The following is a 23,102-nucleotide window of genomic DNA, read 5'->3' as shown; positions in this document are numbered from 1 at the left end:
ATTTAGCCCTTGGGCAGCAACGCCCGGCCTGTTAAAATTCCGCACTTGAAATTTTCCAGGGCCCCGCGCCCGTTCTAGCTAAGGTCTACCGCGATGCGTACCAGCCAATATCTGCTTTCCACTCTCAAGGAAACCCCCTCCGACGCTGAAGTCATCAGCCACCAGCTGATGCTGCGTGCCGGGATGATCCGTAAACTGGCCTCCGGCATGTACGCCTGGCTGCCAACCGGTCTGCGGGTACTGAAAAAGATCGAGAACATTGTTCGCGAAGAGATGAACAATGCTGGTGCCATCGAAGTCTCCATGCCGGTGGTGCAACCCGCCGAGCTGTGGCAGGAGTCCGGCCGCTGGGATGACTACGGTCCCGAGCTGTGCCGCCTGACCGACCGCCACAACCGCCCCTTCGTGCTGGGCCCGACCCACGAAGAGGTGATCACCGCCCTGGTCCGTTACGAAGTGAACAGCTACAAGCAGCTGCCGCTCAACCTCTACCAGATCCAGACCAAGTTCCGTGACGAGGTGCGCCCCCGTTTCGGCGTAATGCGCGGTCGCGAGTTCCTGATGAAGGATGCCTACTCCTTCCACATCGACAAGGCCTCGCTGATCGAGACCTACGAGAAGATGCACGCCGCCTACTGCGCCGCCTTCACCCGCATGGGTCTGAACTTCCGTCCGGTGCAGGCCGATACCGGCTCCATCGGCGGTACTGGCTCCCACGAATTCCAGGTGCTGGCCGAGAGCGGTGAAGACTTGATCGCCTTCTCCGATAGCTCCGACTACGCCGCCAACATAGAGATGGCCGAAGCCCTGGCACCCGTTGGCGAGCGCGCTGCTGCCACTGCCGCCCTGACCAAGGTCGCCACCCCGAACGTCCACACCATAGACGAAGTGGCCGCCTTCCTGAGCGTGGCGCCGACCGCCATCGCCAAGACCCTGCTGGTACTGGCGGAAGCGGACGAGCACGGCAAGCAGGCCGTCATCGCCCTGGTGCTGCGTGGCGACCACGAGCTGAACGAGATCAAGGCCGAGAAGCTCCCTGGCATGGCTAACCCGCTGACCTTCGCCAACGACGAGCAGATCAAGGCTGCCGCCGGTTGCGATGCTGGCTCCATAGGCCCGGTCGGCTTTGCCGGTCGCATCATAGTCGATCGCAGCGCCGCCCATCTCGCCGATTTTGTTTGCGGCGCCAACGAGACCGGCTTCCACCTGACAGGTGCCAACTGGGATCGCGACATCGCTACCTACGAAGTTGCCGACCTGCGCAACGTGGTGGAAGGCGACCCCAGCCCCTGTGGCCAGGGCAAGCTGCTGCTCAAGCGCGGTATCGAAGTGGGCCACATCTTCCAGCTGGGTACCAAGTACTCCGAAGCCATGAAGGCCAGCGTGCTGAACGAGGGCGGCAAGTCCGTCACCATGGAGATGGGTTGCTACGGCATAGGTGTGTCCCGTCTGGTGGCGGCCGCCATTGAGCAGAACAACGACCAGTACGGCATCATCTGGCCGGAAGCCATAGCCCCGTTCGAAGTGGCCATAGTGCCGATGAACATGCACAAGTCCGAGCGCGTCGCCGAGCAGGCGCAGCAGTTCTATACCGAGCTGAAAGCCGCCGGTGTGGACGTCTTGTTCGACGACCGTAAAGAGCGCCCGGGCGTGATGTTCGCCGACATGGAGCTGATCGGTATCCCGCACGCCATCGTCATCGGCGACCGGGGTCTGGACAACGGCGTGGTGGAGTACAAGTGCCGCCGCACCGGCGAGAAGCAGGAAGTGGCCATTGGCGAGATTATCGCCATGCTCAAGGCCAAGCTGGGTCGCTAATAGCGCCTGCTAATTCTGCTTTTCGTTTTCGATAAAAAGGCCCCGGGTGTGAATTGCACTCGGGGCTTTTTATATGTTGCCTGTCTCTGCTGCTCATCACAAAAGCAAGGGGCCAGCAGCATCTCGATATTGCGCTGTACATGAAGTAGCAGATTTTCTAGACTGACGTTCTTTATCCAGATTGCCCGAGAGATTATGTCCACTGCCTTAGCCAATACCGTCGTCGTGCTCGATTTCGAGACTACCGGGCTCTCACCAGGACAAGGTGATAGAGCGATCGAAATTGGCGCCGTCCGGATTGAAAACGGCCACATCAGTGAACGTTTTTCGGCGTTGATGAATCCTGGCTTTAACGTAAGCAGCTTTATTGAGCAATATACCGGGATCAGCAATGCCATGCTGAAACAGGCGCCACCTTGCGGCGAGGTGATGGCGGACTTCGTCGAGTTTATCGGTAATGATAATCTGGTCGCCCATAATGCCTCCTTCGACAAGCGCTTTCTGGATGCTGAAATAGAACGGCTGTCGGCGCACTATCCTGGGCAGTTCGCCTGCTCCTTGCTGCTGTCGAGACGGTTATTCCCCGAGGCGCCGAACCATAAGTTGGCTACCTTGGTGCAATACCAGAATTTACCCAATGACGGGGTATTTCATCGCGCCTTGGCCGATGCCGAAGTGACGGCGCATCTGTGGCTCGCTCTGTTAAAGGAATTAGAGTGCCGGCATGGCATTTTCAACCCTGATTTTGAATTGCTGCTAACCCTTGGTAAAAAATCAAAGCATGCAGTTCAGTCTTTCCTGCAGGGATATGCGACTAAAAAATGAGTCACTCAGGTACGATTAACCCTCACCAGAATTTAAATATGATTCCGCATGGGACTGGATATACATTCGTTATATTTTAAATATTAAACGCTGGAGTGGGAAGTTGCGATAACGCATTATAAAAATAGGTGCTTTTGTCATTTCACTCTAAACGTTTATTTTTACACCTTGATAACGCCAACCTTAATTAATACATTTCATTGTCGGCCTTAAAATATATCAATCATTCCCACATACCATTGCACAACATATTACCCATATCCCGCTGGCGATGCCCCAGAGCATCGGCGACCTGGGCCTGGACAACGGCGTGGTGGAGTACAAGTGCCGCCGCACCGGCGAGAAACAGGAAGTAGCGATCAAAGAGATTATCGCCATGCTCAAGGCCAAGCTGGGCCGTTAATTCCGCCCCCTTGCCTGAATAGAAAAGCGCGCCATTTGGCGCGCTTTTTGTTTCTGCTTTCGTGAACGACGGGAGCCGGATGGCAGGACACTGCCTCAGGCATTGCGACCGATAAAGAGATCGGTCACGTGGCAGCTGCTTCTCGCCTCCAGTGCATCCAGCATGTAGGCCGCCGCGTCTTCCGGGGTCATGAAGCTGCTCGGGTCCACATGATCCGAGTTGTCCCAGAATTCGCTGCGGATCCCGCTCGGGTAGAGGTTCACCAGCCGCAAGGGCGAGCCCTTGAGCTCGGCCCGCAGGGACTCCAGAAAGCCGCGCATCCCCCATTTGGAGGCGCAGTAGAGGCTCTCGTTGGCCTTGCCGGTCTGGGCAGCGGAGGAAAGCACATTGGCCAGCACCCCGCCTTGTTCGCCGATGAGGCGCACCGTCTGCTGGGCCACCAGTATGGTGGAGACGAGATTGCTCTCCACCACCCGGCGCACCTGTTCGGCGGTGTAGACACCGACAGGGCCGAATTCCCCGACGCCGGCACAGTGGATCACAAGGGAAGGCAAGCCGCCCCAGGCCACGGCGGCACCGAAGGCCATCTCCACCTCTTCGTGGTGGGCCAGATCGGCGGCGATGCCGACCACGGCGCTGCCGAGCCGCTGCTCCTGCTCCTGCAACTTGTGATAACGGCGCCCCATCATGGAGACTCTATGGCCGCGCTCAACCAGTCCGATTGTCAGAGCGCGCCCAAGGCCGGAGCCCGCGCCAGTCACTATGATATGGCCCATTATCTCTCCTCCCTCACCCTTGCCAGTCAAACACGCCCGGGTGGCGCATCGCCACCCTTCGTCAGATTAGAAGGTGAATTCGCCACCGATGAACCAGCCGTCGATGGTCTGGTCGACGCGGTCGAAGTCCAACTCGGCTTCACGCCAGCCGGCACGGATCTTGAGCGGCACTGTGGAGAACTTGTAGGAACCACCCAGGCGGTAGTCATAGTTGTCGGCATCCTGCACCCGCAGATCACCAAAGGCGGCAAAGCCGGTACCCGGGATGCGCACTTCACCACCGGTGTAGGCCATCAGCACATCCTTGTCGTAGGAGTAGTGCTGGGTGTTGAAGTCGCCATCGTAGCGACGACCGGTCAGACCCAGATCGAGCTGGAACAGGTCGTTGTTCATCAGGCGGTAGTAGAGGCTCAGATCATAGGCCAGCAGATCGTTGCTGAAGGAGCCGCCGCTGGTGCTGAAATCGGACATCTCGAACTTGGCATTCGGCAGCAGGAAGATGCCGTGCTCCAGTTGCAGGTAGCCGCTCCAGTTGTAGTTGTCGTCGTAGCTGCCATCGGCACCGACGCCGCTGACCTGGCCGCCCCCCTGGGAGTTCCACATATCGGCACCCGCCGCGAAACGCCAGTCATCGGCGGCCATGGCTGCATGGCTGAACAGGGCAATCAGGGTGCCGGCAATCAGGGTCTTCTTCATTACATAGCTCCATTATGGACTGGAAAGACCATCATTTTACCCGGTGAGCAAGGAATACCTAGAGTAAAAAGCTGAACAAGCGTCCATTAATGTCAGTGCTGCATGCCCTTCATCGGCTCGACCGGCTTCACCGGCAGGCTCAGGCTCAGGGTTTGACCATCGTCCAGGGTCAGGGTCAGGGGGAAGGGTTTGTCCTCTGAGAGAGCCCCCACCTCGAACAGCATGATGTGGAGGCTGCCGGGTTTGAGGACAGCTTCCCCCCTGGCCGGGATTTCGATGCTCTCCACCTGGCGCATCTTCATGACGCCGTTCTCGTGCAGATGGGTGTGCAGCTCGGCACGGCCCGCGTCAGGAGAGGCTGCCGCAGTCAGGGTCACAGGTTTGTCCGCGTCATTCTTGAGCACCATGAAGGCCGCCGTGTTGGGCGACCCCGGGGGGAGCAGGCGCACATAACCGTCGACGGCCTCGACCTTGGCCAGTGTGGGAGCAGCCAGGAGCAGGGCCAGGCTGGAATAAAACGCACGTTTAAACATGGTTGAAATCCTTTTATGATGTTGTTAAACGAAGCAAAGCTTACCCCTGTGGCAAGCTTTTGGCAGCCCCCGAACACAAGGATTCAGACATGGCCCTCACAATTCTGGCCGAGCAGCAGGATGGCTTGCTCCTCCTGACCCTCAACCGGCCGGACAAGCGCAATGCCCTCAACACCGAGATGTACCTGGCCCTCACCCTGGCCTTTCAGCAGGCTGCCCTGGACGAGAGCGTGCATGTGGTGTTGCTGCAAGGGCAGCAGGAGTGCTTCACCGCGGGCAATGATCTCGCGGACTTCATGGGCAAGAGCAGCCTGGAAGCGGATGACCCCATCTTGCAGTTCCTCCACACCCTGGCCGACTTCCCCAAACCGGTGATCGCCGCCGTGGGTGGCCCGGCGGTGGGCATAGGCACCACACTGCTGCTGCACTGCGATCTGGTCTATCTGGGGGAGAACGCCCGGCTGCAATTGCCCTTCGTCGAGCTGGGGCTGGTGCCGGAGTTTGCCTCAAGCCTCTTGCTGCCCCGCGCCGTGGGCCACCTGAAGGCGGCGGAGCTGCTGTTGCTGGCGGAGGCCATAGACGCCGGGGAGGCGCTGCGGCTCGGGCTGGCCAACCGGGTGCTGGCGGTGGAGGAGCTGCTCCCCTTCGCCCGGGCCCAGGGGGTGAAACTCGCGGCCAAGCCGCCCAAGGCACTGCAAAAGAGCAAGGCGCTGCTCAAGCAGGAGCTCAGGCAGGCGGTGCATTTCGTCATCGATCTGGAGGCCCGCGCCTTCTCCCTCGCCCTGCAGGGGGAAGAAGCCCAGAGCCGTATCGCACGGCGGCTCGGGCGCACAACCGCTAGTTGAGGCGGAAGCGGCCTATCAACTCGCAGCCCTGCACCTTGTCCTGCACCTGGATCAACCTGGCGATCTCGGGGTTGGGGTGGCGCTTCAAGAAGGAGAGCAGGGCGGCGCGGCAGCAGCCTAGCTCGCTGATGAGAGACTCGCACTCCCGGTTCGGGCACTGGGGCACCAGGGCGGTGACCAGCTCGGAGGCGAGCTTGAGGTAGCGCAGCTCATAGGCGGGCTCTTCCATGGCGCGCCAGAAGTCGGCCATGCGGTGACAGGTGGCGACCCGCATGCTGGCCAGTTCGTCCAGATCCCCGGACGCCAGCTCATACACCTCTCCCAGGGCCTGCTGATAGAGGCAGATGGCCGTGCCCAGTGCCCCCATGCCAAGGGCATTCTCCGCCTCCAGCATGTAACGCTGCCAGTTCTGATTCGTCATTGTCCTCTCTCCTGCCGATACGAGTGGAGCCTGTATCATGGCTAATCGAGAATAAATATCAACCAGACCCTTTGTGCAGGTTTTGACCAACCCCTCCCCCTGCTCCTTGGCATCGCCCTCCCCATCCCTTACCATCTGGCCTCTTCTGTCGGGAGCCCTTCCTCATGCAACGACCCCGTTCATCCCAGGCGCTGGGCTGCTCCACCCTGTGCGTGCCCCGCCTGCTGGTCTGGATCTATTAGCTGCGCCGAACCGCGCATCCAATACAGATCCATTCAACGAGGAACATAGCCATGACCATCTGCCAACATTGGTCGCAGGTCGAGTACCTGCACCTGACGGTGACCAATCCCAACATCTGCCTCAAGGGGCGACACAGCTACTACTCGGGCGCCTGGGATGGCCCCTTCGAAGAGGAAGCCGTGCGCTACCTGTACGGCGACAGCTGGAGCAACTCAGCCGACACCGGCTGGGACCCCATCTGGCACATAGACAGGCTCCATCTCGGCGACTACGTGCAGATAGCCGCCGGGGTGAAGATCATCATGGGGGGCAACCATACCCACAACCCGGCCTTTATCAGCACCTATCCGTTCGCCGAGGTGGCGGCGCTCAAGCGCAGCTACAGACCCGCTGGCGATACCCGCATCGGCAATGACGTCTGGATCGGCATGGAAGCCATGATAATGCCGGGCGTCACCATAGGGGATGGCGCCATCATAGCCGCCCGGGCACTGGTCAATCAGGATGTGCCGCCCTATGCCATGGTGGCGGGTACCCCGGCCAGGGTGGTGCGGATGCGCTTTGGTGACGATGATATTGCCCGGCTGCAGGCGCTCGCCTGGTGGGATTGGCCGGATGACAAGGTACAGGCCCTGCTGCCGCTGATCCAGCAAGGAGAGGTGGCCCTGCTGGAACAGGCCGCCGCCCGCTGGCAAGGGGCCAGTCAGGGATTGTGACTAGGGGGCGCCTGGGCGCCCCTTCTTGATCCCGCGTCAGCTGCCACTGCGTGGCGGGTTGAGGCGACACTGCTTGCCGGGATAGCCGGGCAAGGCACTGGCCTTGCTGTTGCAGGCCAGCCGCTTGGCCTCGGCGAGGCGCTCCGCCAGATTGGCGGCATTGACCGGCTGCCACTCCATCTGCTGGCCGAGCCAGCTGGCCCAGGCGAACTCGACGAAGTAGACCTGATCCTGCTTGCTGAAGTAGCCCGCATCCTGCAGCAGGCCCGCCAGGGTGCGGTAGGGATAATCCGGCAGATCCCTGATGTGGCCGGGCAGCTGTTCCGGGGTGAGCGGCTGGCCCCGCTCATCCTTGAGCCAGGCCCAGTGGTTGTTCTGCATCTGGCTCCAGAAACTGGCCCTGTCCTGCAAGCGGGCGATCACCTTGACCCTCGCCTCCTTCACCCCCTGTTGCCACAGCGCCTTGGTCAGGTGGTGCCTGTCCACCAGCCAGTAGCCGCCATCGGGGGCGATGACCATGGGTATCTCTTTCTTTTTCATCAGCTTGTCGAGTTGCTTCTCGCTCTTGTCCGCCAGTTCAGCCACTGTGGTGTCGACCTGCAACTGCCCCACCCCGCCCTGAGTCGGATGCAGTTGATCTATGCTCACCTCGCACCAGCTCCCCACCTGGCTGGTCTTCTCGCAAGGGGCCAGTGCCCAGGCCCCCTGGCTCAGCACACAGGCCAATAACATCCATACTCTCATCGTTTGCTCCTCTTGCCCGCGCTCGGGCGGGCGTACATAGGGTTGCAGCCCCGGATATCATGGGACTCACGCTGGCGGTCTGACCAGCAAAGGGGATATCATGATTCCCCGTCTGCCGGCGATGAATTCTCGCCGAGTTTTCTCCTCGCTTCACACAATTTGAAGGATTCACCATGAAAGGATGGAGCCCCCTGCTGGCCCTGCTGGGCTGTGTCTGTGTCCAGGCCGCCGATGTGCCGGCCGGTACCCAACTCGCCGCCGAACAGGCCGTCGTGCGTCATCTCAAGGACGAACCGGCCAGCCTGAGCCCGCTCAAACTGGTCGGGCTGCCCGAGCTGCAAGTGCTCAGAGATCTCTATGAGGGGCTCTTGACCCAGGGGGCGGACGGCAAGGTGCTGCCCGGTGTGGCATCTCGCTGGGATAACGAGGGGAACCAGAAATTCACATTCCACCTGCGGCCGGATGCCCGCTGGTCCAACGGGGATCCGGTACGCGCCAGCGACTTCGTCTATGGCTGGCGCAAGCTGGTGGATCCCGAAGAGGCGGCCACCTTCGCCTGGTTTGCCCAGCTGGCCCACTTCGACAAGGTGGACGAGATAGTCGAGGGCAAGCTGCCTCCCGAGGCGCTCGGGGTGCAAGCCCTGGATGACCACACCCTGCAGGTGACCCTCTCCCAGCCGGTGCCCTACTTCCTGAGCCTGCTGACCCATCCCAGCCTCTCCCCCCTGCACAGGGCCAGCATGGAGCAATATGGCAACCAGTGGACCCAGCCGGGCAAGCTGGTCGGCAACGGCGCCTTCGTCCTGAGCCACAGGGTGGTGAACGAGAAGCTGGAGCTGACTCCGAACCCCTATTACTGGGATCGCGCCCATACGGTGCTGACCCGGGTCACCTTCGTGCCCATCAATCAGGAGAGTGCCGCCACCAACCGCTATCTGGCGGGGGATCTGCACATCACCGAATCCTTCCCCAAGGAGCAGTACCAGAAGCTGATGAAGCAGATCCCGGGGGAGGTTTATACCCCGGAGCAGCTCGGCACCTATTACTATGCCTTCAACACCCAGAGGGCTCCCCTGAACGACGTGCGGGTGCGTCAGGCGCTCTCCTACACCATCGATCGGGCGCTCATCGCAGACAAGGTGCTGGGCACGGGGGAAAAACCCGCCTACCACTTCACCCCGGACGTGACCGCAGGCTTCGTCCCCAAGCCCAACCTGCTCTCCACCAGCAGCCAGCAGGCGCTGGACGAGAAGGCCAAGGCGCTGCTGACAGAGGCGGGCTATGGCCCGGACAAGCCCCTCAAGCTCACCCTGCTCTACAACACGGCTGAAATTCACAAGAAGATGGCGCTGGCCATCGCCAACCTGTGGAAGCAGAAGCTGGGGGCCCGGGTCGAGCTCACCAATCAGGAGTGGAAAACCTACCTCGACAGCCGCCAGAGCGGCCAGTTCGAGGTGATCCGCTCCTCCTGGGTCGCCGATTACAACGACCCTTCCGCCTTCCTCGGTCTGTGGGGATCCCACCACAGCGGCAACATGGCCCGCTTCGCCAACCCCGGCTACGACGCCCTGCTGACCCGGGCGGCCAGCAGCCAGGATCCCGCCGAGCGGGCACGCCTGTTCGACGAGGCCGAGACCATATTGCAGGAGGAGGCGCCGATCGCCCCCATCTACCAGTACACCAACGCCCGTCTGATCAAGCCCTGGCTCAAGGGCTATCCCATCAACAACCCGGAAGACGTGGCCTACAGCCGCCAGCTCTACCTGGTCAAACACTGATCCCTCGGGGGCCAGCCCGGCTGGCCCCCTCTTCGCACTGTACCCATTCAAGTTCCCGGCATAAAATGCCGCCTCTCTTCGTCCATCAGTCCGTTAGATAGATCTCCCTATGCGTTGTCTGCTCCTGCTTGCCCTGTTGTTTGCCCTCCCGGCCAAGGCCGCCGATGAAAGCCAATGCCGCCAGGCCTTCCTCGAATGGATGCTGAGCCAGCAGAAGCAGTTCAGCGATCGCAAGGCCAGCAAGATGGAGCGGCGCAACGCCGAGCGGGCCATCGATCAGGCCCGTGACGAGTTCGCCAAGCAGGAGAGCTTCTGCCAGGCCATGGCCTGGGTCTCCCGCGATCAGAGCCAGGATCCTCGCTTCAAGCCCCGGACGGGGGAGATCCACGACTTCACCCCCCGCAGTTGAGCCCGCCCTGAAGTCGCCCTTCATCTACTACTTTTTTCAGTCGTCATAGTGTTGATTTATTGACCCAAGCCAAGATGGCCACTTGGGTCGCCCCTACAATGAAGCCGTAACAACAACACACAATAAAAACAAACTTATCAGTTACTTGGCTCATTCAGGATGCGCACATGACCACCACCCAGCAAGAAGGGGAGATCCGTTTCCCCGATCACATATCATTGATTTCGACCACGGACCCCAGCAGCCACATCACCTATGCCAACCAGCACTTCTGCGACGTGGCCGGCTACAGCGCCACCGAGATGGAAGGGGTTCCCCACAACCTGGTACGCCACCCCGACATGCCCAGGGCCGCCTTCGCCGACATGTGGCAGCGGCTGCAGCAAGGCAAGAGCTGGATGGGGCTGGTGAAGAACCGCGCCAAGAGCGGCCAGTTCTACTGGGTCAATGCCTACGTCACCCCCATCCTCAACGAGCGGCAGCAGATCATCGAATACCAGTCGGTGCGCACCCGCCCCCAGGATCACGACATCGCCTGGGCGGAGCGGCTCTATGCCCGGATCCGGGCGGGCAAGACGCTGCCCTGGCAGAGTCGCTTCACCCTGGAGCCGGGGCAACTCAGCCTGCTGCTCTCGGGCACCGCCCTGGCCGGCATGGGGGCCAGCCTGATCACGGGTGAGGCCGCCTGGGGCGGCCTCACCCTGCTCTGCCTGCTGGCCCAGATGGGGCATGGCTGGCATCTGCAGCAGCGGCTGGCCCGGCTGCTGGCCATGGCGGGGGAGGAGCTGGGCACGCCCCTCTGTCAGGTGCTCTATGCCAGGCGGCGGGACAGCCTGGCGGCCATCGAACTCTTGCTGCGCATGAAGAAGGCCGAGCTCAGGGCCGTGGTGGGGCGCAGTGCAGATACCAACCAGCAGATACTGCAGGCGGCGGAAGATGACAGGGGACATATTCAGACCATAGACACCCACCTGCAGCAGCAGCGGGCCCAGAGCGAGCAGCTGGCCGCCGCCATCACCCAGATGAGTCAGTCGATCCGCGACGTGGCCGACAACGCCCATCAGGCCAACGCCCTGGTGAGCGAGGTGCAGCAGGTGTCAGCCAGCGGCCAGCAGGCGCTGGCGACCACCCGTGCCTCGGTCAACCAGCTCCACCAGGAGCTGGATGCCAGTCAGGGGGTGTTGGCGCGCCTGACCCAGGACAGCCAGAAGATCAGCGGGATCCTGGAAGTGATCGGGCAGATTGCGGATCAGACCAACCTGCTCTCCCTCAACGCGGCCATAGAAGCGGCCCGGGCCGGCGAGCAGGGGCGCGGCTTTGCTGTGGTGGCAGACGAGATCCGGGCGCTGGCCCAGAAGACCCGCAGCTCCACCGGCGAGATCAGCGACATGATAGGGGCGCTGCAGCAGAGTACCCGGCAGCTCTCCGACGGCATGACCCAGGGGGCCCAGACCTCTCTCCTCTGCCAGCAGCACATGGGCGCCACCGCCGAGGTGCTCGACCAGATCAACCAGATGCTGGCCCAGGTGACTCACACCAGTGACGAGATAGCCCAGGCCGTCAGCCAGCAGGCGGATGTGACCAGCACCCTGGACCAGGGTATTCACCAGATCCATCAGCTGGCCAGCCACACCGCCGACAACAGCAGGCAGGCCCTCGATGGCATCACACTGCTGGTGGAGCGGCTGCAAAACCTCTCCCGCCTGATCAATCAGTTCCACGACTGAGCTTGCCCCCCGTGTAGCCTGGCGCGTCTATGGACGCGCTGCCCTTTCCCCTCCCGACACGCCGCTGACCCCTTCATCTCCTTGTCACGAAAATCTGGGTGAATGGATCCCGTTCCCCAGCTCCCGGCGAGCCTCGACAAGGATCTCATGATGCCCAAGCCTCTCGGTTATGCCGCCCTGTTGAGTATGCTGTTGCTGCTCCATCTGGCCTGGCAGGAACCCTCTCCCGGCGGGGTATGGCAAGGGTGGGAAGAGGCGATGCGGGGAAGCCTGAGCCGCCACTTTCTGCAGGCCGAGGGCAGCATGGCGCTCTGGCTGCCAGCGGAGCAAGGTGCCCGCTATCAGCAGCAGTTGGCCGAGCTGGAGCAACAGTTGGCGGCAAGCCGGGACGCCATGGGCGCCGCACGCTGGCAGCAGCACAGGGCGGCGGTGCTCGGCCAGTGGCGACGGGACTTCTTCGGCCAGGAGCAGGACCAGCGCTGAGTGACCCCCATGAGCCGGGTTCACTGTCGGCTCATGGAAGAGGTCTGTTCATCAGGCCTTTCCCTTGAACTGCTTGACGCTGCGCTTGTTGGCGGTGCGGCGATTCGCCTGCTTGTCCCTGGGGGCTCGCTTGCCTTCCCCGCTCGCAGGCTGGTCGGTGACCGGGAAGCCTTCAAGCTCGGCCAGCGGCAGCGCACGACCGGTCAGGGTGCGGATGGCGGCGAGGGTCTCGGCCTCCCCATGGCAGACCAGGGAGAGGGCGAGGCCTTTCTGTCCGGCGCGGGCGGTGCGGCCGATGCGATGCACATAGACGGGGGCATTGGCGGGCAGGTCCAGGTTGATCACCACAGGCAACGCCTCCACGTGGATGCCGCGCGCCATCAGATCCGTGGCCACCAGCACCCGCACCCTGCCCGCCTTGAAATCGGCAAGTGCCTGCTCCCGCACCACCTGATCCTTCTCCCCGTGCAGGGCCGCCACCGCTATGCCCGCCTTGGCGAGCTTTCTGGCCACGGCGTCGGCATCGTCCCGCGCGCTGATAAACACCAGCACCTGAGGCCAATCCTGTTCCTTGAGCAAACTGATCAGCGCCGGCACCTTGCTGCTCTTGTTGACCAGATGGAGCCGCTCCTCGATCTCGCTCACCAGGCTGTTGAGGGGGGTTGCCTCGATGCGCACCGGGTTCGTCAGCAGGCCGGTGGCCAGGGTCTCGAGCTCGGTTGGCAGGGTGGCGGAGAAGAGCAGGTTCTGCCGCTCGGTCGGCATGGCGTTCATCAGCCACTGGATATCGGGCCAGAAGCCCATCTCCAGCAGGCGATCCGCCTCATCCAGCACAAGGGTGCGCAGATGGCTCAGTCCCAGCAGCCGCTGGGCCAGCAAGTCCCGCAGCCGCCCCGGGGTCGCCACCAGCAGTTGGGGCCCCAGGGCCAGCTCGGCCTGTTGCTGCTCCTGCGCCACGCCGCCGCACAGGGTCAGGAGACGCAGCCCCAACGCCTCGGCACCGCCCTGCAGCGCGGCGCTCACCTGGGTCGCCAGCTCCCGGGTCGGCACCAGCACCAGCCCCTGTACCCGATCGGAGGCCGAGTCCAGCCGTTGCAGCAGCGGCAGGCCGAACGCCAGTGTCTTGCCGCTGCCGGTCTGGGCCAGCGCCAGCAGATCCTGACCCTTCAGCGCCGCCGGAATGGCAAGCTGCTGGATGCGAGTCGGGGTATGCAATTCGGCAGGCAAGGCGGCCAGTAGGGCGGGATCGAGGTGGAGTTCGTTAAAAGTCATGGGGCTACGCGGCAGGAAGAAGTGGGAGGCGAAGTCTAGCCAGCCTGACCCCATAAGTAAAAGGTCGGTGAGAAGAAGTGGGGGTATATGGGCCAGCCAGTCTGTTCACCTCAACCCTGAGGGCCACGGCGCCCGCAATAAAAACGGCCTGCATCAGCAGGCCGTCGGCAATCAGGGCAAGACGAAACTTACAGGGCGGCCAGGGCAGCGGCGTAGTTCGGCTCGTCGGCCACTTCGGCCACCAGCTCGCTGTGCAGCACCTTGTCGTTTTCATCCAGCACCACGATGGCACGGGCAGCCAGACCCACCAGGGGACCGGAGGAGAAGGCCACGCCGTAGTCCTGCAGGAAGGAGACGCCACGCAGGGTGGAGAGGTTCACCACCTTGTCCAGACCCTCGGCGCCGCAGAAACGAGCCTGGGCGAACGGCAGATCCGCGGAGATGCACAGCACCACTGTGTTGTTCAGGGCGCTGGCCTGCTCGTTGAACTTGCGCACTGAGGTGGCGCAGGTCGGGGTATCGACACTCGGGAAGATGTTCAGGATCTTGCGCTTTCCGGCGAAGGTCGCCAGGGTCGCATCGGACAGATCGCCAGCAACCAGGGAGAAGGGCTTGGCCTGCTCACCGGCAACGGGGAAGTGGCCGGAGACGGAGACGGGGTTGCCTTGCAGGGTGACGGTATTGCTCATGTTAGGTCCTTGATTATCGATGGGGGATCCAGGGTTCCCAGTATAGGCCCAGCGGCAGGGGACAAACACCCGCTAACAAGAGGGATTTGATGCCGCCCTGTCTCGCCCGTCCCGCTGAGAGGGTGCAAAGAGGGGCTTGACCTTGGACTTAACACCAAGGTTTACACTGGGCTCAGACATTAGGGATCCCGCAGGGGCGGGATCCACTCAAGAGGGACTCATCATGAGCAAATCCTGCTGCAGCCATTCCCATGCCGCCCCCATCAAGGCCATCGGCAAGGCCGCACCCCATCAACACGAACACGGGCACGACAGCCACTGCTGCGACAATGCGGCCCCGGTCAGCTGCAGCGCCGGTACGGCCTCCCATGCCCATCAGGAGCAGGGGGTAAACGAATCACCGGGGGATGAAGAGCCCCCCAGAGGAAGTTGCCAGAGTCAGGGTTGCTGTGACTCGCAGCCAGCTCATGACCATAGCGACCATGCTGGTCATGATCATCAGTCGGTCGCCGACAGCCCCGAGCCCCTGGCTTCGCCGACCCAGAACAGTCGCCGCCATAGCTGGCAGGTGCTGGGCATGGACTGCCCCAGCTGCGCCCGCAAGATAGAGACCGCCGTCGGTCGGGTGGCCGGCGTGCAGCAGGCCCGCGTGCTGTTTGCCACCGAGAAGCTGGTGGTGGATCTCGCCCCCGGCCTCTCCCCCGACCCCATCACCGCCGCCGTGCTGGCCGCTGGCTTCCGGCTCAAGGGCGAGGCCAGTGCCAAAGCCGCCGATGACAAGCATCGCAGCCCCTTGCTGACCCTGCTCGGCAACTTATTCGGCAAATATGGGCAACCCCTCTCCCTGGCCGCCCTGATGTTGGTGGCGGCCCTGCTGCCCGACACCCTCGGCAAGCCGCTCTTTACCCTGGCGACACTCTGGGGGCTATGGCCCGTCGCCCGCAAGGCCTGGGCATTGACCAGGAGCGGCTCCCCCTTCGCCATCGAGACCCTGATGACGGTGGCGGCGCTCGGCGCCCTCTTCCTCGGTGAAACCGCCGAGGCGGCCATGGTGCTGCTGCTCTTCATGCTGGGGGAACACCTGGAGGCCTACGCCGCCGGTCGTGCCCGCGCCGGCATCACCGCCCTGATGGCCCTGGTGCCCGACCAGGCGCTGCGCATTCGTACCACCGCAGAAGGTGAAATACGGGAAGAGGTGGCCGCCGACGCGCTGCGCCCGGGCGACATCATCGAAATCGCCCCCGGCGCCCGTCTGCCGGCCGACGCCCGCCTGATCGATGCCCTTGGGGCCTTTGACGAGAGCGCCCTGACCGGCGAGTCCATCCCGGTGGAGCGCCGCTTGGGTGACAAGGTGCCCGCCGGCAGTCTGGCGGCAGATAGAGTGCTACGGCTCGAGGTAGTCTCCGAGCCCGGCAACAACGCCATCGACCGCATCCTGCACCTCATCGAGGAGGCCGAGAGCCAGCGCGCCCCCATAGAGCGCTTCATCGACCGCTTCAGCCGCTGGTACACCCCGGCCATGATGCTGGTCGCCCTGCTGGTGATGCTGGTCCCCCCGCTCGCCTTCGGTCAGGGCTGGGACGAGTGGATCTACCGCGCCCTGGCGCTGCTGCTCATCGGCTGCCCCTGTGCCCTGGTGATCTCCACCCCGGCGGCGGTTACCTCGGCCCTGGCCGCCGCCACCCGCCAGGGGGCCCTGATCAAGGGCGGTGCGGCCCTGGAGCGACTGGCCCATATAGACACAGTCGCCTTTGACAAGACAGGCACCCTGACCCTGGGCAAGCCCCAGCTGACCGAGCTGACAAGCCTCGATGGCCGACCGGAGGCCGAACTGCTGGCCCTGGCCGCCGCCATAGAGCAGGGTTCCCACCACCCCCTGGCCCGCGCCGTGGTGGCTGCCGCGAGCGAGCAGGGGCTGACCCTGGCCAACGCACAGGATCTGCGCGCCCTCCCCGGCATGGGGGTAGAGGGGCGCATCGACGGCGCCCTCTGGCAGCTGCTGGCCCCGAGCCGGGTTCCTAGCCTCGACGATGCCATCAACCAGCAAGTCAGCCACCTGGAGGCACAGGGCAAGACGGTGGTGGTGCTCTGTCAGGCACCCTCACCCCACCCTCTCCCAGAGGGAGAGGGAACTGCTCTCACCACACCGGTCGCGCTGCTGGCGCTGCGGGACCAGATCCGGCCAGACGCCGCCGCGGCGCTGCGTGAGCTCAAGGCACTGGGGCTTGGCAGCATGATGCTGACCGGGGACAACCCGCGCGCCGCCGAGGCTATCGCCGGTGAGCTCCGCATGGAGTGGCGGGCCAGCCTGCTGCCCCAGGACAAGGTGGAGGAGATTGCCAGACTCGCAAAGACCCGCAAGGTGGCCATGATAGGGGATGGCATCAACGACGCCCCCGCCATGAAGCGTGCCAGCATCGGCATCGCCATGGGGGGCGGCACAGACGTGGCGCTGGAGACCGCCGATGCGGCCCTGACCCACAACCAGCTCGGCGGCCTGGCCGCCATGATCCGGTTGTCCCGCGCCGCGCTCGCCAATATCCACCAGAACATAGCCCTGGCGCTGGGGCTCAAGGCCATCTTCCTGGTCACCAGCCTGCTCGGCATCACGGGTCTGTGGATTGCGGTGCTGGCGGATACCGGTGCCACCGCCCTGGTCACCGCCAACGCCCTGCGACTTCTGCGCAAGCGCTGAGGCACTTGGCCCGGACAGGTGCAAACAAAAAGCCGCAACCCTGGGTTGCGGCTTTTCTTTATGCGGGCGCCGAGGCTTTGCCCAAAAAATCAAAGCGCGGCTGATGATGGCAGTCCGCGCCTTGTTCTTACTCTCTCGGTTTATCCCACCCTTGGCGAGGTGGAATTCAACCCGGGGCTGCCGAGCCAGTCCCGGGCTCGATGGGAAGGCTTACTTGGCGCTGCACTCCTGTACTATCACTGTGCCCACTTCGCCAGAGGTCTTGGCCGGATCGACCTTGACCAGGAAGCTCCACTGGCCCTGGGCCAGAGTCATGCTGTTGTTGCCCATGCCGCCATCGCCGTGCTGCAGCGGATAGGACTGCTCGGGCTCCAGCGCGATCAGGGTGCCACCGGCATCCTTGACGAAGAACTGCTTGCTCCAGTTGCCGTCATCGTTGGCAAACTTGAAGTCAAAGCTGCCCCCGTAGTTGAAGGCGGCCTGATAGATGGCGAGGTTGCCCTCCATCCCCTTGTAGCTCAGCTGGTAAGCCGGTTGTGCGTTCCAGTCGCTCAGGCTGCCGCGAACATAGAGCGGGAAGCCCAGCGGGTTGCCCGCCACAGTATCCAGCACCTTGCAGCTCTGCACCGGCTCTGTGTAGCTGACGCTCAAGGTCGGCTTCTCCTTGTTCATGGCGGTGAAGACGAACTTGTAGCTGCCCGCCTTGTCCAGCGCCAACCCGACGTTGCCCGTTGAACCACCAGCACACAGGGTCAGCGGCGTGCCCACCACCAGCTTGTCACCGGCGTTGCAGCTGCCGTAGTTGATGTTCCAGCCAGCGTCGGCCACCTTCAGCTCTGTGTTGCCAAGCTGATCCGCCGTCACTTCAGCGCTGAACTCGTACATGAAGTTGCTGGTGAAGGTCAGCGGGTTCTTCTCCCCGAAGCTGGTATCCAGGAAGCCCTTCATGAAGAGCGCGGTGTCACCGAAGGGGGGCAGGGTGCTCAGGTCCGTCTTCTTGCCCACCGGCAGGCCCGCGCCCTGGGCGCCACTCTGCGGCTTGACGAAGACGGCAGCAGACCAGGCTCCGAGGGTCAGCTGGCCGTTGTCATAGCCGGCGCCACTGGCGATGCTGTCGACCCCGCGATGCTTGCCACTCAGCACCATGCCGGAGAGATCGATGGGCTGGTCATTGCCGTCACGGAAGTCGCCGATGCTCTGGGGGGCATTGGTGGCGTTGATCATCACCACCAGGCCATCGATGGCGGGATCCAGATCCGCACCCGCGCTCGCACCGTCGTCCACGCTCATCACGATGAGACCAGGAACCTGATCCGGCCCGGTGTTGCGGAAGTCGACCCGCTTGATCACCTCAGCCCCGCTGCCAAGGCGCAGCAGACGGGAGGATTGACGCAGCTCGGACAGCTCCTGGTAGAAGCTCACCATCTGCTGCATCTCGGCCGACCCCGGCGTGGCGTGCTGGCCGAGCACCTGCTCGATCAGCGCGTAGTTGGCCTCATCCTTGTCCTTGCGCGGCAAGCCTTTGTCGAAGTTGTTGTCGCCGAGGGTGTAATCGACTCTGTTGTACCAGTCACCGGAGTCGTAGCTGTCCCGCTCCATGGACTTGGAGCGCAGCAGCTCGACCCCGGCGTGGGTGAAGGGAATGCCCTGCCCCAGCATGGCGGTGGCCAGCGACACCCCCTGCATCCGCACCAGATCGGCCCCTCCCCGCGCCTTGTAGACCAGGTTGTCGAACAGGGTCTGGTTGTCGTGCTTGTCGACGTAGTTCTGAACTTCGGTCGGATCCTGGGCATAACCCGCAGCCTGACCGTTGTAGTCGATGTCGGCGCCCTTCTTCGGCACGCCGTCCTTGTCGGTCAGCACGAACTCCTTGAGGTTGCCCGCCATGCCGAGGCGCACCAGGTCTGACTGATGCAGGGCGGTGGCGAGATCCACGCCGTCCAGCTCGTTGGCATCCACCAGGGCGCCGTTGCCGAAGCCCTGGGTCTTGCGAATGGCCTCGCCGCCGTCGAACGGGCTGCCGCCGCGCACCGCATCCCGCAACCGATCGGAGAAGGAGCCGATGCCGGTGCCGGCCAGGTGTTTCTGGGTCGCCTGCACGAAGCGCTTGTCATCCTGCACTTCGCCGAAGTTCCAGCCCTCGCCGTAGAAGTACATCTCGGGATTGACCTTCTTCACCTCGGCCAGGGCCTGCACCATCTGATCTTTCGGGTGATGACCCATGAGATCGAAGCGGAAGGCATCGATCTTGTAGTCCCGCGCCCAGGTCACCAGGGAGTCGTCCATCAGCTTGGCGAACATGGCGTGTTCAGGCGCCGTGTTGGAGCAGCAGGTGGAGTTCTCGACCGAGCCGGTCTCGGGATTGAGGCGCTGGTAGTACCAGGGCACTATCTTGTCGAGCACGGATTTGGGCCCGAGGCCAGCTTCGTTGGTGTGGTTGTAGACCACGTCCATCACCACGTTCATGCCGATGTTCTGCTTGATGGCCATGACCATCTCGCGGAACTCCTTGATCCGGGCCGTCCCCTCCGCATTGGTGGCATAGGAACCTTCCGGGGTGGTGTAGTGGTAGGGGTCATAACCCCAGTTGAAGGAGTCCACCCCGCGCAGATAGCCATACAGCTCCTGCACCACAGGATTCTCCTTGCTGTCGCTCATCTGCAGATCTTCCAGCACCGCCGCAATGGTCTCACCGCCGCCGCAGTGGCTGGCGAACCTGGAGTTCTTGACCTCGGCATTGACCTCGCACAGCTTGCTGAAGTCATCGCCGATGTTGGCCACCTTGGCCGGATCCTCGTTGACGGTGGCGATGTCGAACACCGGCAGCAGGTGCAGGTGGCTGACGCCGCTCTTGGCCAGGGACTTGAGGTGGGTGACGGGGACGCTGTCGCTGTCGGTCAGCCCCAGGAACTTGCCGCGGTGTTCGGCCGGAGTGGAGTCGTCGTTGCCGGTCAAGTCCCGGACATGGGCCTCATAGATGGTGATGTCGGCGGGATTGGCCTGGCTGTGGGGAGCCTTGAGGCTGTCCCAGCCCTCGGGTTTGAGGGCGGGATCGTCGAGATCCACCACCTGACTGAACTCGGAGTTCATGGCCAGGCTCAGGGAGTAGGGGTCTGTCACCTGGTAGGATTCCAGCTTGCGGCTGACCGGATGATAGACCTCGACGGCATAGCGATAGTACTTGCCCACCAGGTCGCTGCCGCCCTGCAGGCTCCAGCTGCCGCTGGCTTCGTCTTGTGTCATGGCACGCTCGCCGAGGGCCTTGTGCTGCTCGTCAAAGAGCGCCAGCTTGACCGACCTGGCGGTCGGTGCCCAGAGCCGGAAGGTGACGTTGCCCCCTTCCACTATGGCGCCATAGGCCAGCTTGGTGGCGGCCTCGGCATAGAGGGCATCGAGGGCACCGGCGCTCTGCACCAGGGTAGCCCCCTGCAACACGCCCTCGTCATCCGTGCCTATGGCCACCAGTTCCCCCTTGAGCAGGGGCTTGAGATCCGCGCCCGATGGCAGGGCAAAGGCTGCGGCATCCTTGAGGTGCGGGTACTTGGCCTGCTGCGAGGCCGAGAGGCTGGTCGGGGTCAGCTTGATATAGGGGAAGTCGAATACCCCTTCGGCATTGGCGGTGATGGTGCCTGATTCGGTGTGGTAGAGGCGCACATAGGGCTTGTCCTTGCCCCCTTGCCAGATGAGAGTGTTGCCGTCGATGAGGTGGGCACTGGCCCCCGCCACGCCAAAGGCGGCGGTGAAGGCCTCGGCACGACTGCCGAAGATCTCGTTCTTGCCCGCGACGATTGCCACTGTGCGATCCGGGTGATCGCTGAAGATGACCTCCATGTTGGCGCCGGTCAGGTTGGCCAGATCGCCGTTGCGCGCGATGAAGTTGATGCAGCCCTCCATCTTGGCCAGCGGCACCACCCAGGCCGGGCCGAAGCTGTCCGCATCGGCTGGAACATTCGCCTTGCTGTCCCAATCGTCATAGCTGGGAACCTTGGTCTTATCGATGGCGCTGCAGGCATCGTTGTTCCACAGGTGCAGGCTGTGGCTGGCGAAGGGCCCTGTGATCCCGCGCGCCGCGCTGCTCTGGGTATCCACCAGGGCGATCACGGCCTCATCGGGACCGGCCACCAGCAGCTCGGCCGGGGGCTGGACGTTGGGAAGACGAGCGACGGGCTCATCCTGAGGGGTGGGGGTAGGAGTCGAAGAACTGTTGTCGTTACAGCCTGACAAAAGCGCGAGCAGTGAGGCTGTTACCAGCGCCACTTTGGTCTTTTTCATATCCATTTTTTTATAATTCCCGCTGTAGTTGGTCTCGATACTCGAGGTACCCGGTCGTAGCCGAGCGATGCCATATTAATCAGCGGAGATTGTTGTAAATGTGAGCAACAAGGCAAAAAAAACCAATCCGTTTCAACAAGATAACGTTTTCATAACGAAAATTGGATCGCGCTCACAGACCCGCCCCGGCTTTGGGCCCATACCAGCAGAGAGAGGGGTTCATGGCGGAAAAATCAATTTCCGTTCAAATGGATAGCAAGGAGTCATGGCCTATGAAACGGATCGAGGAGCAGGCAAAACGGCTGGATCAGGAGTATCAGGGGATTGCCCAGCTGTTCCACCAATTTTGCCAGCAGGCCGGGGGGCTCGCCGAGCAGTATCACTTCTTCAGCTGGCCCGATTACGAAGAGACACCGCCCCTCTGCCGGGCCTTCACCCTGCTGGGTGAGCCCCGCGAGCTGCGGCTGCGCTGTCAGCCCGGTGAGCGGGGAACCCTGATCGGCATCATCCAGATCCTGGATGACGAGGGAAAGACCCACGCCAGCCTGGGCTTTCGCGCCGACGGCCACCTGCTGCTGGAGCCGGGTCGACTGCTGGATGATCCCCCTGGGTTGCTGCTCAAGCTGATGCTGGGCTCGCTCTGGCAGGATCAGGCCAAGGGGGAAAACGAGCGCCCGCCACACTGAGGCCAGGTGCCGGGGCCCTGGCTGGCCTCATCCCTGCGCTATCTCTATGGTCAGGTGTACCAGCTCCTCGTGGATGGCGAGCCGTTCGCGGATCGCCTGGGCCGGGATCGGGACCGCCATTCGCAGGGAGAGCACGGCCGCATACTGCACCTGCCCCACCCGCCAGACGTGCAGATCGCGGATCTCGGCGTCAGGCAGCTCGGCTATCACCTCGCGGATCTCCGCCACCAGGGGAGCGTCCATCTCCGCATCCAGCAGCACCCGCCCCGTGTCCCGCAGCAACCCCCGGGCCCAGACCGCCACCAGCACGGCCCCCACTATGCCCATCAGGGGATCCAGCCAGTCGGCCCCCCACAGCATGCCCCCCACCAGGGCGATGATGGCCAGCACAGAGGTGGCCGCATCCGCCAGCACGTGGAGGTAGGCGGCACGCAGGTTCAGATCCTGATGGCCGTGGTCGTGGGGGTGAGCATCATGGTCGTGACCCTGGTGATGATCGTGATGATGAGCGTGGCCGTGGTGATGGTCATGGTCGTGATGATGAGCATGACCGTGATGATGGCCCTGATCATCCTTGAGCAGCCAGGCGCAGGCCAGGTTCACCAGCAGGCCGAGCAGGGCGATGCCGATGGCCTGCTGATAATGGATCGGGCTGGGATCCAGTAGCCGGGCCACCGACTCGAACAGCATCAGGCCCGCCACCCCCACCAGCAGCAAGGCGCTGCTGAAACCTCCCAGCACCTCTATCTTCCAGGTACCGAAGCTGAATCTGTGATCCCGGGCGAAGTGGCGGGCGGCGCGGTAGGCCACGACGGAGAGGCCGAGGGCCAGGGCATGGGAGCTCATGTGCCAGCCATCCGCCAGCAGCGCCATTGAGTTGTAGAACCAGCCACCGCCGATTTCCGCCACCATCATGATGAGGGTGAGCAGCACGGCCCAGCGGGTCTTGCGCTCCGCCAGCGGATTCCCTTCATGAACGACGGGTTGATGGCAGTGGAATGAGAGCAGGGATGACATAGATTTCTCCTGTGGGCCACGATGAAATATACTATACCCCAGTATAGTTTTATT

20 protein-coding genes are annotated in these 23,102 nt (G+C 62.9%); 11 read left to right on the top strand and 9 right to left on the bottom strand.

What is annotated here, in order from left to right:
* Positions 1–93: 93 nt before the first annotated feature.
* The 3 genes from OC537_RS19090 to OC537_RS19080 all read left to right on the top strand — a co-directional run bounded on the left by OC537_RS19090 (position 94) and on the right by OC537_RS19080 (position 3,046).
* Complete coding sequence (locus tag OC537_RS19090) at positions 94–1,818, top strand: proline--tRNA ligase (RefSeq protein ID WP_262113625.1); 1,725 nt, start codon at positions 94–96, stop codon at positions 1,816–1,818.
* Positions 1,819–2,013: 195 nt separating this feature from the next.
* Positions 2,014–2,643 (top strand): PolC-type DNA polymerase III, encoded by a 630-nt coding sequence (locus OC537_RS19085; protein ID WP_111913299.1) that lies wholly within the window; start codon positions 2,014–2,016, stop codon positions 2,641–2,643.
* Between the two features lie 271 nt (positions 2,644–2,914).
* Positions 2,915–3,046 (top strand): hypothetical protein, encoded by a 132-nt coding sequence (locus OC537_RS19080; RefSeq protein ID WP_262113621.1) that lies wholly within the window; start codon positions 2,915–2,917, stop codon positions 3,044–3,046.
* 95 nt (positions 3,047–3,141) lie between these two features.
* Here OC537_RS19080 and OC537_RS19075 read toward each other — a convergent pair whose 3' ends face one another.
* From OC537_RS19075 to OC537_RS19065, 3 genes are all read right to left on the bottom strand, one after another.
* The gene (locus OC537_RS19075) at positions 3,142–3,822 is read right to left on the bottom strand and encodes an SDR family oxidoreductase (protein WP_106884923.1); all 681 of its coding nucleotides are present in this window, start codon (positions 3,820–3,822) and stop codon (positions 3,142–3,144) included.
* 66 nt (positions 3,823–3,888) lie between these two features.
* Positions 3,889–4,518 carry a TIGR04219 family outer membrane beta-barrel protein gene (locus OC537_RS19070; RefSeq protein WP_111913301.1) on the bottom strand — a complete coding sequence of 210 codons (630 nt, stop codon included), beginning with the start codon at positions 4,516–4,518 and terminating at the stop codon, positions 3,889–3,891.
* A 92-nt stretch (positions 4,519–4,610) separates the two neighbouring features.
* A complete protein-coding gene (locus tag OC537_RS19065) occupies positions 4,611–5,051 on the bottom strand; it encodes a copper chaperone PCu(A)C (protein WP_262113616.1) in 441 nt (146 codons plus the stop codon).
* 89 nt (positions 5,052–5,140) lie between these two features.
* Here OC537_RS19065 and OC537_RS19060 point away from each other — a divergent pair, with 89 nt between their 5' ends.
* Complete coding sequence (locus OC537_RS19060; protein ID WP_162520033.1) at positions 5,141–5,896, top strand: enoyl-CoA hydratase-related protein; 756 nt, start codon at positions 5,141–5,143, stop codon at positions 5,894–5,896.
* On the opposite strand, the gene OC537_RS19055 is transcribed toward OC537_RS19060, so the two are convergent.
* A complete protein-coding gene (locus tag OC537_RS19055) occupies positions 5,889–6,317 on the bottom strand; it encodes a DUF2753 family protein (protein ID WP_106884927.1) in 429 nt (142 codons plus the stop codon). The two genes, OC537_RS19060 and OC537_RS19055, sit on opposite strands and share 8 nt — an antisense overlap.
* 293 nt (positions 6,318–6,610) lie before the next feature.
* On the opposite strand from OC537_RS19055, the gene OC537_RS19050 reads away from it, so the two are divergent.
* The gene (locus OC537_RS19050) at positions 6,611–7,276 is read left to right on the top strand and encodes a CatB-related O-acetyltransferase (protein WP_262113613.1); all 666 of its coding nucleotides are present in this window, start codon (positions 6,611–6,613) and stop codon (positions 7,274–7,276) included.
* 36 nt (positions 7,277–7,312) lie between these two features.
* Here the strand turns inward: OC537_RS19050 and OC537_RS19045 are convergent, their stop codons facing one another.
* Complete coding sequence (locus OC537_RS19045) at positions 7,313–8,020, bottom strand: ParB-like protein (protein ID WP_262113610.1); 708 nt, start codon at positions 8,018–8,020, stop codon at positions 7,313–7,315.
* 173 nt (positions 8,021–8,193) lie between these two features.
* Between OC537_RS19045 and OC537_RS19040 the strand changes: the two genes are divergently transcribed.
* From OC537_RS19040 to OC537_RS19025, 4 genes are all read left to right on the top strand, one after another.
* A complete protein-coding gene (locus tag OC537_RS19040; protein ID WP_262113608.1) occupies positions 8,194–9,798 on the top strand; it encodes an ABC transporter substrate-binding protein in 1,605 nt (534 codons plus the stop codon).
* A gap of 109 nt (positions 9,799–9,907) precedes the next feature.
* Complete coding sequence (locus tag OC537_RS19035; RefSeq protein ID WP_025325786.1) at positions 9,908–10,207, top strand: hypothetical protein; 300 nt, start codon at positions 9,908–9,910, stop codon at positions 10,205–10,207.
* A 167-nt stretch (positions 10,208–10,374) separates the two neighbouring features.
* Complete coding sequence (locus OC537_RS19030; RefSeq protein ID WP_262113604.1) at positions 10,375–11,934, top strand: methyl-accepting chemotaxis protein; 1,560 nt, start codon at positions 10,375–10,377, stop codon at positions 11,932–11,934.
* 150 nt (positions 11,935–12,084) lie between these two features.
* Positions 12,085–12,417 carry a hypothetical protein gene (locus OC537_RS19025; protein WP_262113602.1) on the top strand — a complete coding sequence of 111 codons (333 nt, stop codon included), beginning with the start codon at positions 12,085–12,087 and terminating at the stop codon, positions 12,415–12,417.
* Between the two features lie 51 nt (positions 12,418–12,468).
* Here OC537_RS19025 and OC537_RS19020 read toward each other — a convergent pair whose 3' ends face one another.
* Positions 12,469–13,689: a DEAD/DEAH box helicase gene (locus tag OC537_RS19020; RefSeq protein ID WP_163157973.1), complete on the bottom strand. Its 1,221-nt coding sequence runs from the start codon at positions 13,687–13,689 to the stop codon at positions 12,469–12,471.
* 188 nt (positions 13,690–13,877) lie between these two features.
* Complete coding sequence (tpx, locus tag OC537_RS19015) at positions 13,878–14,378, bottom strand: thiol peroxidase (protein WP_042044238.1); 501 nt, start codon at positions 14,376–14,378, stop codon at positions 13,878–13,880.
* 223 nt (positions 14,379–14,601) lie between these two features.
* Here tpx and OC537_RS19010 point away from each other — a divergent pair, with 223 nt between their 5' ends.
* Positions 14,602–17,073: a zinc/cadmium/mercury/lead-transporting ATPase gene (locus OC537_RS19010; protein ID WP_262113597.1), complete on the top strand. Its 2,472-nt coding sequence runs from the start codon at positions 14,602–14,604 to the stop codon at positions 17,071–17,073.
* Between the two features lie 210 nt (positions 17,074–17,283).
* Here the strand turns inward: OC537_RS19010 and pulA are convergent, their stop codons facing one another.
* Complete coding sequence (gene pulA, locus OC537_RS19005; protein ID WP_262113595.1) at positions 17,284–21,351, bottom strand: pullulanase-type alpha-1,6-glucosidase; 4,068 nt, start codon at positions 21,349–21,351, stop codon at positions 17,284–17,286.
* A 266-nt stretch (positions 21,352–21,617) separates the two neighbouring features.
* Between pulA and OC537_RS19000 the strand changes: the two genes are divergently transcribed.
* Positions 21,618–22,031: a hypothetical protein gene (locus OC537_RS19000; protein ID WP_168236440.1), complete on the top strand. Its 414-nt coding sequence runs from the start codon at positions 21,618–21,620 to the stop codon at positions 22,029–22,031.
* A 27-nt stretch (positions 22,032–22,058) separates the two neighbouring features.
* Here the strand turns inward: OC537_RS19000 and dmeF are convergent, their stop codons facing one another.
* Positions 22,059–23,048: a CDF family Co(II)/Ni(II) efflux transporter DmeF gene (gene dmeF / locus OC537_RS18995; protein WP_234677325.1), complete on the bottom strand. Its 990-nt coding sequence runs from the start codon at positions 23,046–23,048 to the stop codon at positions 22,059–22,061.
* Positions 23,049–23,102: the final 54 nt, after the last annotated feature.

The organism is Aeromonas sp. Marseille-Q5825 (assembly GCF_946892685.1).
Classification (GTDB): domain Bacteria; phylum Pseudomonadota; class Gammaproteobacteria; order Enterobacterales; family Aeromonadaceae; genus Aeromonas; species Aeromonas rivipollensis.
The sequence above is the reverse complement of the archived record's forward strand: the minus strand, read 5'-3'. Positions and strand labels throughout refer to the sequence as shown.